11 protein-coding genes and 1 riboswitch are annotated in these 13,470 nt (G+C 71.7%); of the genes, 6 read left to right on the forward strand and 5 right to left on the reverse strand.

Going from position 1 to position 13,470, the window contains the following annotated elements:
• Positions 1-16: 16 nt before the first annotated feature.
• The 3 genes from OG559_RS01650 to OG559_RS01660 all read right to left on the reverse strand — a co-directional run bounded on the left by OG559_RS01650 (position 17) and on the right by OG559_RS01660 (position 2,944).
• Entirely contained in the window at positions 17-1,045 is a 1,029-nt protein-coding gene (locus tag OG559_RS01650; RefSeq protein ID WP_405111481.1) for a Gfo/Idh/MocA family protein, read from the reverse strand.
• Positions 1,042-2,151 (reverse strand): DegT/DnrJ/EryC1/StrS family aminotransferase, encoded by a 1,110-nt coding sequence (locus OG559_RS01655; protein ID WP_405111484.1) that lies wholly within the window; start codon positions 2,149-2,151, stop codon positions 1,042-1,044. Before OG559_RS01655 ends, OG559_RS01650 begins: the two co-directional genes overlap by 4 nt.
• A gap of 91 nt (positions 2,152-2,242) precedes the next feature.
• Positions 2,243-2,944, reverse strand: a complete 702-nt coding sequence (locus OG559_RS01660; RefSeq protein WP_405111487.1) for a TetR/AcrR family transcriptional regulator — start codon at positions 2,942-2,944, stop codon at positions 2,243-2,245.
• A gap of 164 nt (positions 2,945-3,108) precedes the next feature.
• Between OG559_RS01660 and OG559_RS01665 the strand changes: the two genes are divergently transcribed.
• From OG559_RS01665 to OG559_RS01680, 4 genes are all read left to right on the forward strand, one after another.
• Positions 3,109-4,011 carry an ABC transporter permease gene (locus OG559_RS01665; protein WP_405111490.1) on the forward strand — a complete coding sequence of 301 codons (903 nt, stop codon included), beginning with the start codon at positions 3,109-3,111 and terminating at the stop codon, positions 4,009-4,011.
• Positions 4,004-4,804 carry an ABC transporter ATP-binding protein gene (locus tag OG559_RS01670; RefSeq protein ID WP_405111493.1) on the forward strand — a complete coding sequence of 267 codons (801 nt, stop codon included), beginning with the start codon at positions 4,004-4,006 and terminating at the stop codon, positions 4,802-4,804. The genes OG559_RS01665 and OG559_RS01670 overlap by 8 nt, the downstream gene beginning before the upstream one ends.
• A 142-nt stretch (positions 4,805-4,946) precedes the next feature.
• Positions 4,947-6,449, forward strand: coding sequence for a D-ribitol-5-phosphate cytidylyltransferase (locus OG559_RS01675; RefSeq protein WP_405111496.1), 1,503 nt, complete (start codon positions 4,947-4,949; stop codon positions 6,447-6,449).
• A gap of 43 nt (positions 6,450-6,492) precedes the next feature.
• Complete coding sequence (locus OG559_RS01680) at positions 6,493-8,193, forward strand: CDP-glycerol glycerophosphotransferase family protein (protein WP_405111498.1); 1,701 nt, start codon at positions 6,493-6,495, stop codon at positions 8,191-8,193.
• A gap of 147 nt (positions 8,194-8,340) precedes the next feature.
• On the opposite strand, the gene OG559_RS01685 is transcribed toward OG559_RS01680, so the two are convergent.
• Together OG559_RS01685 and OG559_RS01690 are read right to left on the reverse strand one after the other, a co-directional pair.
• The gene (locus tag OG559_RS01685; RefSeq protein ID WP_405111501.1) at positions 8,341-9,195 is read right to left on the reverse strand and encodes a C39 family peptidase; all 855 of its coding nucleotides are present in this window, start codon (positions 9,193-9,195) and stop codon (positions 8,341-8,343) included.
• 224 nt (positions 9,196-9,419) lie between these two features.
• Positions 9,420-9,562: riboswitch (cyclic di-AMP (ydaO/yuaA leader) on the reverse strand.
• Positions 9,563-9,912: 350 nt separating this feature from the next.
• On the reverse strand, positions 9,913-11,136 hold the full coding sequence (locus tag OG559_RS01690; RefSeq protein ID WP_405111504.1) for an acyltransferase family protein: 1,224 nt from the start codon (positions 11,134-11,136) through the stop codon (positions 9,913-9,915).
• A 305-nt stretch (positions 11,137-11,441) separates the two neighbouring features.
• Here OG559_RS01690 and OG559_RS01695 point away from each other — a divergent pair, with 305 nt between their 5' ends.
• Together OG559_RS01695 and OG559_RS01700 are read left to right on the forward strand one after the other, a co-directional pair.
• Positions 11,442-12,764 (forward strand): polysaccharide pyruvyl transferase family protein, encoded by a 1,323-nt coding sequence (locus OG559_RS01695; RefSeq protein WP_405111507.1) that lies wholly within the window; start codon positions 11,442-11,444, stop codon positions 12,762-12,764.
• Between the two features lie 51 nt (positions 12,765-12,815).
• Complete coding sequence (locus OG559_RS01700; protein WP_405111510.1) at positions 12,816-13,451, forward strand: alpha-ketoglutarate-dependent dioxygenase AlkB; 636 nt, start codon at positions 12,816-12,818, stop codon at positions 13,449-13,451.
• The last annotated feature ends 19 nt before the right edge of the window (positions 13,452-13,470 follow it).

Raw genomic sequence — 13,470 nt, forward strand, 5'->3', positions numbered from 1 at the left:
CCCCTGAACGGTCCGACTAGCGGGTGGCGGCCGGTTCCTCGTGCTGGCTGGGCGCAACGGAGACGACCTTGCCGTCCGAGGCGGACTCCAGGAGCCCTGCGGCGACCTGGACCGTGCGCAGGCCCTGGCGCAGGGTGACGATGTCGCTCTGCTTGCCCTCGACCGCGTCACGGAACCGCTCGTGCTCGACGAGCAGCGGCTCCCGCTTCGGGATCGCGAAGCGCACCATGTCGCCCTCGGCCACCCCACGGAACGCGCGCAGCGCCTCCCACTCGGTGTCGATCGCGCCGTTGGCGTAGAAGGTGAGGTCGGCGGTGAGCGTGTCGGCCACGAAGCAGCCCCGGTCGCCGGTGATCACCGTGGACCGCTCCTTGAGCGGGCTCAGCCAGTTGACCAGGTGGTTGACCATCGTTCCGTCGGAGAGCTGGCCGATCACGGCGACCATGTCCTCGTGCAGCCGGCCGCTGCGCGACACCGTGCGGGCCGCCACCGAGCTGTACTCCTGGCCGGTCACCCAGGCGGTCAGGTCGATGTCGTGGGTGGCCAGGTCCATCACCACGCCGACGTCGGCGATCCGGTGCGGGAACGGCCCCTGCCGCCGGGTGACGACCTGGAAGACCTCGCCCAGTTCGCCCGCCTCGAGCCGGGTACGCAGGCTCTGCAGGGCCGGGTTGTAGCGCTCGATGTGACCGACGCCGGCGACCAGGCCTGCGGACTCGAACGCCTCCACCAGCTTGGTGGCGGCCTCGACCGACTGGGCCAGCGGCTTCTCGATCAGCGCGCAGACCCCGTTGCCGGCCAGCTCCAGGCCGATCCGCTCGTGCAGCGCTGTCGGGCAGGCGACCACCGCGTAGTCGATGCCCATGGCCAGGAGGTCAGCCAGCTCCGGCACGACCGGTGCGCGGAGCGTGCCGGTGACGTCGCCGGCCGGGTCGACGATGCCGACCAGCTCGACGCCGTCGAGGCCGGAGAGGACCCGGGCGTGGTTGCGCCCCATCGCGCCGAGGCCGATCAGGCCGGCGCGCAGCTTGCGACCCGCGGTCACCGGGCACCACCGGCGAGGTTCGCGCCCTCGGCGATCCGCTCCAGGTCGGCCTGGCTCAGCGACGGGTGCACCGGCAGGGAGATCACCTCGGCTGCGGCCCGCTCGGTCTCCGGCAGCTCCCACGGACCCGGCGTGCCGTCCTGGGTGAGGTACGGCTTGAGCCGGTGGATCGGGGTCGGGTAGTAGACGGCGTTGCCGATCCCCAGCTCGGTCAGCCGGGCCTGGGCGGCGTCCCGGTTGCCGCGGACCCGCACGGTGTACTGGTGGTACACGTGCTTGGCGGCGTCGGCCACCGGCGGGGTCACCATGCCGGTGATGGCGGAGTCGAGGAACTTGGCGTTCGCCCGGCGCTGCTCGGTCCAGTCGCCGAGCTGACCGAGCTGCACCCGGCCGATGGCGGCGGCCACGTCGGTCATCCGCATGTTGGCGCCGACGATCTCGTTGGCGTACCGCTGCTCCATGCCCTGGTTGCGAAGCAGCCGCAGGGTGCGGGCGAGGCCCGCGTCGGCGGTGCTGATCATGCCGCCCTCCAGGGCGTGCATGTTCTTGGTGGGGTAGAAGCTGAAGCAGCCGGCGGCACCGAAGGCGCCGACCGGGGTGCCTTGCAGGGAGGCGCCGTGGGCCTGGGCGGCGTCCTCGACGACCGCCAGGCCGTGCCGCTCGGCGATGGCCATGATCCGGTCCATCGCGGCGGGGTGCCCGTAGAGGTGCACCGGCATGATGCCGACGGTCCGCGGGGTGATCGCGGCGGCGACCGCCTCCGGGTCGACGCAGAAGCTGTTGGGCTCGATGTCCACGAAGACCGGCTCGGCACCGACCAACCGGACGGCGTTGGCGCTGGCCGCGAAGGAGAACGACGGCACGATGATCTCGTCGCCCGGGCCGAAGCCGAGCGCCATCAGGGTCAGCTGGAGCGCGGACGTGCCGGAGTTGACGGCGACGCAGTGCCGCCCGGCGACGAACTCGCCGAACTCCTCCTCGAACGCCGCCACCTCGGGCCCCTGCACCACCTTGCCACTGCGCAGCACCCGCACAGCTGCCTCGATCTCGGCTTCGCCAATGATCGGCCGCGCCGGTGGGATGAAGTCTGGGTGCTGCCCAGCCATGGGGGATCCTCCTGTGTCGGGTGGTGGCGGTGGGGGTTCGGATGGCGATACTAGCCGGTACCGGCGTGGCCGAGCCTTGCGACCGCGACGTTCACGCGCCGACCCGGCGGGGTTCAGATTCGGGCAGTCCGCGGTCGTCTTCGGGCAGTGCGCGGTCGTCCCACACTTCTTTTTCCCGATCCGGCGAACCACCACATGCTACTCGCAATGCCGCGACGACGGCCGTCGCCATGGTGCTCAACTGCGCGGCGTCGAGGGAGGCCCGGGAAATCGTCAACCGCCAGTAGACCGGGCCGACGATCAGATCGGCCACGGCCCACGGGTCGGCGCCGGTCGGCAGTTCGCCGCGGGCGACCGCCCGGCCGATCACGATCTCACCGAGCCGGACCTGGTAGTCGCGCATCGCCCGGTGGAGGGTCTCGGCGATCTGCGGGTTACGCGCCGCCTCCGCCAGCAGGTCCGGGATGATCTGCGAGGCCAGCGGGTGTCCGAGCGCCGTCGAGGCGGCGAGCAGCAGCACCTCCACGTCGCCGCGCAGGCTGCCGGTGTCCAGCAGGGGCAGCCTGCGCCCCGCGACCGCGGTGACCATGTCGAGCACCAGATCGAGCTTGGAGCGCCAGCGGCGATAGATGGCGGTCTTGCTGACACCGGCCCGCCGGGCGACCGCCTCGATCGAGAGGCGTCCGTAGCCGACTTCGGCCAACTCCTGCATGACGGCAGCGCGGATGGCCGTGGTGATCTCACCACGCAGCACCGCCGCACCGGCCGGGGCACGCCTCTTCTCCGTCGTCACGTGGGACAATGTAGCGCAACGACGATACGGTTGCGTCCCGACGTGGTTTGGACTACCTTCCACGCAGCAGCGGCGAGGCACCCTCTCCGCACCGGCGACGCCGAATTTCTCGCCGCGACACATCATCTGCTCCCCATCGGCACGAAAGATCGGAGCGCCTGACCATGGCCAACACCGCGGTGGCCGACCCCGAATCCGGGCTGACCCGGGCCCAACTCGCGAAGCGGTACGGTCTGCGGGTCGCCGGGGAACGCCCCTCCCTGGCCGAGTACGCCCGCAAGCTGTGGGCGTATCGACACTTCATGACCGCGTACTCGCGGGCGAAGGTCGCCTCGACGTTCAGCAACACACAGCTCGGCCAACTGTGGCAGGTGCTGACCCCGCTGACCAACGCGGCGGTCTACTACCTGATCTTCGGCGTGATCATGTCCCAGGACCGGAACGTCTCGAACTTCATCGCGTACCTCTGCACCGGCGTCTTCGTCTTCATGTTCACTCAGACGGCGGTGCAGAACGGGACCAACGCGATCACCGGCAACCTGGGTCTGATCCGGGCCCTGCAGTTCCCCCGGGCCGCGCTGCCGATCACCGTCACCCTGGTGCAGTTCCAACAGCTGCTCATGTCGATGGTGGTGCTGGCGGGCATCGTGCTGGTGACCGGTGAGCCGCTGACCTTCCGCTGGCTGCTGCTCGTGCCCACGCTGGCGCTCCAGACGGTCTTCAACATCGGGTTGACCATGGTGATGGCCCGACTCGGCGCGAAGCTCACCGACCTCAAGCAGGTCATGCCGTTCGTGATGCGGACCTGGCTGTACGCGTCCGGCGTGCTCTACCCGGTCGTGCTGTTCCGAGAGCACCTGCCGAGCTGGGCGGCGTCCCTGCTGGAGTGCAACCCGCCGCTGATCTACATCGAGCTGGCCCGGTACGCGCTGCTGGAGTCCAACCAGGCGCAGCTGGTGACGTCCCCGCTACGGCTCTGGACGCTCGCGCTGGCCTGGGCCGTCGTCATGGGGATCGGCGGATTCGTCTACTTCTGGCGCGGAGAGAAGGAGTACGGCCGTGGCTGACCAGACCCAGCCGGCGGGCAGCGCCGTCGTGGTGGACGCCGGGCGGATCCCCACCGTCATCGTGGACGACGTGCACGTGATCTACCGGATCCACAAGGGCGCCACCGGCGGCAGCAGCCCGGTTTCCGCCCTGAAGCGCATCGTGTCCCGGACCAACGCGCCGAACATCCGCGAGGTGCACGCGGTCAAAGGGGCGAGCTTCACCGCGTACCAGGGTGAGGCGATCGGACTGATCGGCAGCAACGGCTCGGGCAAGTCGACCCTGCTACGGGCGATCGCCGGGCTGCTCCCGCCGGCCCGGGGCGCGGTCTACACCATGGGCCAGCCGTCGCTTCTCGGCGTGAACGCGGCCCTGCTCAACGACCTCTCCGGTGAGCGCAACGTGGTGCTCGGCTGCCTGGCCATGGGCATGGACCCCGACGAGGTCAAGCGGCTCGCCCCCGACATCATCGAGTTCTCCGGGATCAACGAGCGGGGCGACTTCGCCTCGCTGCCGATGCGGACCTACTCCTCCGGCATGGGTGCCCGGCTCCGCTTCGCCATCGCCGCCGCGAAGAAGCACGACGTGCTGCTGATCGACGAGGCGCTGGCCACCGGTGACCGCAAGTTCCGGGCCCGCAGCGAGCAGCGGGTCCGGGAACTACGCGCCAGCGCGGGCACCGTGTTCCTGGTCAGCCACTCGATCAGCTCGATCCGGGACACCTGCGAGCGGACCATCTGGCTGGAGGGTGGCGTCCTGAAGATGGACGGCCCCACCGAGGAGGTCTGCAGGGCGTACGAGAGCCACAAGTAGGACGGCGGAGCGCGCCGGTCGGGGTTGCCCCGGACGGCGCGCTCCGTCACCCGCGTTAAGGTTTCCCTCGACGCCGGTCAGAATTCACCAACCGGTCATCGAGGCGCGAATCCCCCACCCCGCGCAGAAGTGAGGAACGGCAATGACGCAGGACCGCACCGCCGCACCGGACGCCACGCCGGCCAGCCCGGCTCCCTGGCGCCCCTCGCGGACGGTGGCGGTGGTCCTCGCGGGGGGCACGGGGACCCGGCTGGGCCTGGGCATCCCGAAGCAGCTACTGAAGATCGCCGGCAAGCCGATCATCGAGCACACCCTGGCGGTCTTCGAGGCGGCCCCCGAGATCGACGAGATCATCGTGCTGATGGCCGCCGGGCACGTCCCCGACGCCCAGCAGATCGTCGACAAGGCCGGCTTCCGCAAGGTCAGCAAGGTCATCTCCGGCGGCGACACCCGCAACGCGACCACCCGGATCGCCCTGGACGCCATCGGCGAGGGCGACGTCAACATCCTGTTCCACGACGCGGTGCGCCCGCTGCTCAGCGGCCGGATCGTCCGGGAGTGCGTGAACGCGCTCTGGACCTACACGGCGGTCGACGTGGCGATCCCCTCGGCCGACACGATCATCCAGGTCGACGAGAACGAGTGCATCACCGACATCCCGGTCCGCTCCACCCTGCGCCGGGGCCAGACCCCGCAGGCGTTCCGCTCGGGCACCATCCGGGAGGCGTACCGGATCGCCGGTGGCGACGCGAACTTCGCCGCCACCGACGACTGCGGCGTCGTGCTGCGCTACCTGCCCGGCACCCCGATCAAGGTGATCGACGGCTCGGACGAGAACATCAAGGTCACCCACCCGGTCGACGTGCACCTCGCGGACAAGCTCTTCCAGCTCGCCGCCGCGCAGGCCCCCCGGCTGACCGACCACCGCAGCTACGCCGAGGAGCTGACCGGCCGAACGATCGTCGTGTTCGGCGGCAGCTACGGCATCGGTCACGAACTGACCGAACTGGCCCGCCGCTACGGCGCGCAGGTCTTCCCGTTCAGCCGCTCCACCACCGGCACCCACGTCGAGCGCGCCGAGGACGTCGAGGCCGCGCTGACGACCGCCTTCGAGGCCACCGGCCGGATCGACCACGTGGTGGTCACCGCCGGCATCCTGGAGAAGGGCGAGCTGGCGGAGATGGACCAGGAGACGATGGACCGGGTCCTGCACGTCAACTTCGTCGGCCCGGTCACGATCGCCCGGCAGTCCCTGCCGTACCTGCAGCAGACCAAGGGCCAGCTCCTGCTCTACACGTCCAGCTCGTACACCCGGGGCCGGGCCCGCTACGCGCTCTACTCGGCCACCAAGGCCGCGCTGGTCAACCTGACCCAGGCGCTGTCCGACGAGTGGGCCGAGTTCGGCGTACGGGTCAACTGCATCAACCCGGAGCGCACCGCCACCCCGATGCGCACCAAGGCGTTCGGCGAGGAGCCGGAGCACACCCTGCTCGCCGCGGAGACCGTCGCCCAGTCCTCGCTGGACGTGCTGATCTCCGACCTGACCGGGCAGGTCATCGACGTCCGGCGGGCGCCGGGCGAGGGGCCCGCCGCGAACGTTCCCGCCCAGGGCGGCCCGACGGCGACCCCGGCCACGGCCGGCTGAGCGACGACGGCCACCGCAGCGCGGCGGGAGAAGCGGAAACGACATGCGTGGTGACCTGGTCAGGAAGCTGACCGCCCGGGTGGCGACCACCGGCCTGGCGGTGCTGGCGTTCCTCGCCCTCGCACTGACCGGGGCGACCGGCTGGGGGCTGGCGCTCGCGGTGGCGGCCCTGGCCGCCGCCGGCTGGGAGCGCCGGGTCCGGCCGGCCGCCGACAGCACTGCCGAGTCGGTGCTGCTCGCGGCCGGCATCCTGGTCGGGTACGCCCGCCGGCTCGACGCCGGCTTCGACCCGGCGCTGGCCGCCACGGCCCTGGTGCTGCTGGGGCTGGTGCTGCTGGTGGGGCCGCTGCGGCAGGCCGGGGACCTGGAGATCCGGGCCGCCAACCTCCCGGTCCGGTCGTGGGCCCCGCTGGTCGCCGGTCGGCTGGCCGACGCCCTGCTGGTGCTGCTCGCCGCGGTGGCGCTGGCCGCCGCGCTGGCGCTGCCGGCGTTCGTCGCCCTGCTGCTGGCGCTGGGCGTCGGCGCGGGCGCCGGGGCGGTGGCCCTGGACCTGGCCCGCCGGCGGTTCCGGCCGGGGACCGGGGGCGGCGCGGTGACCCGGGCGCTGCGGGCGTACCAGCCGGAGTTCCTGCTGCACTTCTCCGCCCCGCCGGGGTCGGAGTACCAGGTCACCATGTGGTTGCCCTACCTGGAGCGGATCGGCCGCCCGTTCCTCGTGATGGTGCGGGAGCCGGAGTTCCTCGCCCCGATCGCCGCGGCCACCACGGCCCCGGTGGTGTACTGCCCCACCCTGAAGGCGATGGACGAGGCGCTGGTGCCGAGTCTCAAGGTGGCGTTCTACGTCAACCACGGGGCGAAGAACAGCCACTGCATCCGGTTCACCCAGCTCACCCACGTGCAGATCCACCACGGCGACAGCGACAAGGCGCCCAGCGCCAACCCGGTCTCGGCGATCTTCGACCGAATCTTCGTGGCCGGCCCGGCCGCGATCGAGCGGTACGCCCGCGCGGGGGTGGACATCCCGGCGGAGAAGTTCGTCGTGGTCGGTCGCCCGCAGGTCGAGTCGATCGAGGTACGCCGGGAGCCGGCAACCGGCCTGCCGAACCCGACGGTGCTCTACACCCCGACCTGGACCGGGCACCACGCCGACGCGAACTACTGCTCCCTGCCGGTGGGCGAAACCCTCGTCCGGGGGCTGCTGGCCCGGGGCGCGACGGTGATCCTGCGCGCCCACCCGTACACCGGGCAGAATCCGGGGTCGGCGCGGCAGCTCGCCCGGCTCACGGAGCTGCTTGCCGCGGACCGGGCCCGCACCGGCCGGCAGCACGTCTGGGGCGCTGCGGCCAGCCGGGAGATGTCCCTGGTCGACTGCGTGAACCGCTCCGACGCGCTGCTCTCGGACGTCTCCGGGGTGATCTCCGACTACCTCTACTCCGGCAAGCCGTACGCGGTCACGGACATGGGCGGCGACGGTGACCGGTTCGTCGAGCGGTTCCCCCTGGCCGGCTCGGGCTACGTGCTGCGACGCGACGCGGCCAACCTCGACGAGGTGCTCGGTCACCTGCTCGACACCGACCCGCAGGCAACGGCCCGCTGGGCCACCCGTTCCCGCTACCTGGGCGACTTCCCCACCCACCAGTACGCCGAGGCGTTCCTGGCAGCGGCCCGCCGCGAGCTGACCCCCACCTGGACCCCACCCACCCCCCGCCCAACCCCGCCCTCCCCCGCCCGCTTCCCGCGGTGATCAAGAAGTTCGCGTCACAGGGTTGCGGCCGGAGCTGACGGGTTCGGTCACGGCTGCGGTGCCGGACGGCGCCTGGACGGCCGCGATGCCGGACGGCACCGGGCCCCGGCTCACGAGGAGAGCCGGGGCCCGGTGGGGGGAGGGTGATCAGGCCGAGTAGCCCCTGGTCGCCGCCCAGTGCGCCAGGGCCGTGGTGCTGATCCAGTACGCCGAGGCGGCCGGGTCGGCCGAGTCGGCGATCCGCACGGTACGGCCCTCGTTGCGGTAGCCCACGACGGCGATGTAGTGGCCGCCGGGGAAGGAGTGCCAGCCGCCGTCGACATCGGTGGCGTCGCCGGCGATGTTCACCACGACGCCGCGCCCGGCCCCGACCGCCTTCACCACGTCCGCCTTGAGCCGGTCGATCTGGGCCCCGGTGGCGGCGCCGCCCGGGATCATCCGGGTCTGGTACGGGTCGCCCTTGACCATTGCGTTGAGCACCCGGGTGGTGTCCTCGGCCGAGTTGGTGCCCATCTCGGTGGTGCCGAGGCGGCTGGCCAGCCCGTCCTGGGTACTCCCGACGCCGGTGGCGGAGAGCGCGTTGCGCACCGCCGCGGGGCCGCAGTAGTAGTAGGTGGTCTGCGCCTGGTAGGCGTAGTCGAGAACCTTCGACGACGGCGACTTCGGGGCGGCCGTGGTCTGCTTCGGGGCGGCCCTGGTGGTCAGGTCGGGGTTCGGCGCGGCCGTGGTGGCGCTCGGCGACGGCGAGGCGCTGGAGGACTCGGTCGCGCCGACCCGGGCCTGGGCGCGGCTGGCCGCGCTGTCGAGGCGGGGTGCGATCTCGGCCACGGCGGCGTTGGTGGTCTGCCGCGGGGCGGGGGTGTCGTCGGTGCCGGCCAGCAACACACCGGTGCCGGAGGCCAGCAGGAGCGCCGCGGCCGAGCCGGCGACGACCTGGTACGGGCGCTCGGTGGCGAGACGTCGCAACTGCCGCTTGAGGTGGTCGTTCACGTGTTCCTCCACGGGGATGGGGCGGAGAGCAGGGGCACCTGGGCATGCGTCGTCGCACGGTGGCGTGGACGAGACGTCCACAGCCGGTCAGGTCAGCTCTGGGAAGATGCCCGGTCAGCCGGGCGTACGGGCGGGTGCGCCGGTCAGTTCGTCAGCCCGGGGGCGACGGACGCGGGCACCACGGCGCCGCGGTGGAGGAACAACCGAGGGATGGGGTCGCGCTGCACGAGTGATGGCACTCCTTCCGACACCGCCTACCGGGTTAGCTGACGGATTCGGGCGGGAAGATCGCCCTACCGCGGGCCGTGGCCCGCGGATTCACCCCACACGTGCACTGGGTCCCCGGTTCGTGATGGTCACGATTGAGCGGGTCGGCGCGGCGTCGCCTCTTGCGATCGGGTACCGCACCGGACGGGCCGACATTACTGGCCGGTCGAGGCCCTGCCAAGCCCCTCCCACCTGCTTAAACCCTCTCCGATCAGCTTTCTTGCGACACATTGGGAACTGACGTGACTCAATGGGATTACGAGCCTTCGGGGTGCCCTCGGGCGACAACCGGACGATCAGTCTTGATCGTCGACGAGTTATGTCGGTGGACCCGCCCCGATGGGTAGACTGCCCGTTTACCCGAGCGATGTGACCGGCGTCATAAAGAAATTCGGGGCAGCACCGCGACCAACCGGGGTCGGGCCGGTCAGCCGACCCGGGCCGGGCGCCAGCGGGCGGCGGTCAGCGCCGCTCGGGGACCGCGACCTGCTCGCGGGGGTGCTCCGGTGCGGGGGCGGCCGTCGTCGCCGACCCGGGCGGCCCCGCCGGGTCGCCGGGGACCGTCCCGCCCCCGGGAGCCGGCGGGCGGGGCCGGCGGGGCGGCCCGAGCCGGCGGGTCAGCGGCATCTCGACCCACCGGTGCAGCAGCGCGGCCAGCCCCAGGTTCACCAGCAGGAAGCCGACCACGGCCAGCGGTCCCCACCAGCCGGGCAGCCCCACGCCGAGCCGGTCGGCCAGCCGCAGCACGGTGACCATGACGAAGACGTGCACCAGGTAGAAGGCGAAGGAGACCTCGCCCAGCCAGACCATCGGCCGGGACCGCCACGGCGTCCGCGCCCCGCGCACGTCCGCGTCGGCGGCGGCTGCGATGACCAACAGGTACGCCGCCGCGAGCAGGGCCGCCCACAGCTCGGCGCGGATCCACTGCGAGGCGACGACCCAGGTGGCCACGAAGATCACGCTGGCCGCGGTGAGGCCGGGGCCCCGCCAGCGCCCCCGACGCAGCAGCTCGGCCGCGGCGACGCCCATCCAGAACTCCAGGGACCGCACGACGGGGAAGACCTGGGTGAACCACCAGGTGCTCTCCTGCGGCACCAGGCGCTGACCGGGCCAGAGCGCCACGATCAGCAGCGGCACCGCGACCACCACCGCCCACAGCACCCCGGGCCGCGCTCGGCGGACCAGCGGCAGCGCGAACGGCAGGCAGAAGTAGAAGAACAGCTCGCAGGAGAGCGACCAGCTCACCGAGTTGACGCTGTAGAAGTAGCCGGGGGTCGGGTCCCAGGCCTGGAGCAGCAGGAGGTTCTCCACCGCGGCGCGGGGGTTGACCGGGTCGGCGAACACCCACACGCCGGTAAGCAGCACCGCCGCCCACATCAGCAGGTGGTTGGGGTAGATCTTGGCTAGCCGGCGGCGCCAGAAGTCGCGTCGGCGGTCCCCGTCGCGGGCCGACCAGACCAGCACGAACCCGCTGAGGATGAAGAAGAACTCCACCCCGGACAGGCCCAGGGTGAACAGCCAGTCGATGACGGCCTGGTAGTCGGGCTCGGCGACGATCCGCATGGTGCCGGCGTGGTACCCGAAGACCAGCAGGGCGGCGATCCAGCGCAGCCCGGTCAGCGAGGGCAGCCGGCTCGCCGGGCGGGCCGGCGACTCGGGTCGTACGACGGTCGGTGTGCTGGTCATGCCGGCGGTCCGTCCGTCCGCAGGGTCACCAACACCGCGCCTCCTCGCCTCGTGTCGCCGGGCAGCCGGCGCCGCCGCGTCGTGGCGGGCCGGTGGGTGCCGCCCGCCGGGCACCCTACCCGCAGTTCCCGCCCGCCCCTCGCGTCGGCGCTCGCCGGGAGACGTGAATGCCAGGAGCAGGTGTCCGATGGCCTAATATCGCGGTCTCGGAACCAACGGGCGTGCCCCGACCCCGTCGGGCCACGCCTGGTCGGCGCCCGCCGGCGCACCCCGACGGGGTGGACACGACGAGAAGGACGGCACCGATGCACCAGCGGATCCTGCTCCGGGCCAAGAAGGGCCCGTTCGACGTCTACTCGCCGGAGGAGACGTTCGAGCGCAACTGGATCGGTGACAACACCGGCAACCTCGTGTTCAGCCACTCGGCGCACAAGATCCTGCGGACCTCGACGGCGCAGATCACCTCGTCGAAGTTCCAGGCCAACCCGCGCGAGGCGGACGAGATCAACGAGCGGTACGACGTCTTCGTGGTGCCGCTGGCGAACGCGTTCCGGCGTAGCTACACCCACCGGCTGGTCAACATGACCCGGCTCATCGAGCGGCTGAAGATCCCGGTGGTGGTGCTGGGCGTCGGCGCGCAGACCGACGTCAACGGCGACCGGGAGTACCTGCGACCGATCGACGACGCGGTCAAGCCGTTCGTGAAGGCGGTGCTCGACCGGTCGCACAGCATCGGCGTGCGCGGCGAGATCACCGAGGGGTACCTGCGCAGCCTCGGCTTCTCCGCGGTCGACGTGATCGGCTGCCCGTCGATGTTCCTGCACGGCGACAGCCTGCGGGTGGAGAAGCGGAAGGCGACGCTCACCGTCGATGACCGGGTGGCGCTGACCGTCTCCCCGTACGTCAAGTCGATGGCGAAGGTGATCACCTCGCACCACCAGCGCTACCCGAACCTGCGCTACCTCCCGCAGGACCTGAAGACCCTCGGCACCCTGCTCTACGGCGACCTGCCGGAGGAGCGGGGCAAGCAGGCCGCCATCCCGATCCACACCTCGCACCCGCTCTTCGTCGAGGACAAGGTGCGGATGTTCGTCGACCCGTGGACCTGGATGGACTACCTGTCCGGGTTCGACTTCAACTTCGGCACCCGCATCCACGGCACCATCACGGCACTGATCGCCGGCACCCCGGGCTACCTGTTCGCGCACGACTCGCGCACGTTGGAGCTGGCCCGGTACTTCGACATCCCGCACCGGATCATGAAGGACGTGTCGGCCGACGTGGACGCCGTCGCGCTCCACGACGAGGCGGACTACACCGCGCTGAACAACGGGCACAAGGCCAGGTTCGAGACGATGATGTCGTTCCTGGCCCGGCACGACCTCGGGCACTCCTTCGCTGACGGCGACGCCGCGGCGCGCTTCGACCGGCAGGTCGCCGAGACGAGCTATCCCCCGGCGGTCCGCGCCCAGACGGCCACCGACCCGGGCGAGCTGATCGCCCGGATCCAGTGGCTGCGCGACGGGAACCAGGAGCTCAAGAAGAGCATCGAGGAGCTGGACGCGCAACGGCTGCGGACCCGGGTACGGGCCGCGGTCAAGGGGCGGATGCGCCGGATGCTCCACTGACCGGGGGACGGCAGTCGTACGGGTGTACGAACGAGCCGTTAGGGTGGGCGCATGTCCGGTGCCGCCTACCAGCCGTCGATGCTCGACCTCACCCCCGACGAGCCCTCGCTGGGCGCGCTCGCCGGCCGGCTGCTCCGGCACCCGCTCGACCGGGGCGCCTGGGTGGACCACCTGCCCGGCTGGGTCCTGGGTTCGGACCAGGTGCTCGACACCCTGCTCGCCGAGGTGCCGTGGCGGGCCGAACGCCGCACGATGTACGACGCCGAGGTCGACGTACCCCGGCTGCTCTGCTGGTACGCCGCCCGCCGGCCGCTGCCCCACCCGGTGCTCACCGCGGCGCGGGCGGCCCTGACCGCGCACTACACGCCCGAGTTGGGCGAACCGCTCGTGACCGCCGGGATGTGCCTCTACCGGGACGGGCGGGACAGCGTCGCGTGGCACGGCGACACCCAGGGCCGCTCCGCGCACACCGACACCATCGTCGCCATCGTCTCGTTCGGCTCGCCCCGCCCGCTGCTGCTGCGCCCGCGCGGGGGCGCCGCGAGCCTGCGCTTCCCGCTCGGGCACGGCGACCTGGTGGTGATGGGCGGCACCTGCCAGCGCACCTGGGAGCACGCGATCCCGAAGACCGTCCGGCCGGTCGGGCCCCGGGTCAGCGTCCAGTTCCGTCCCGCCGGCGTCGCCTGAGCGGTCACCCGTGCCGGCG

Source organism: Micromonospora sp. NBC_01405 (assembly GCF_045040155.1).
Classification (GTDB): domain Bacteria; phylum Actinomycetota; class Actinomycetes; order Mycobacteriales; family Micromonosporaceae; genus Micromonospora.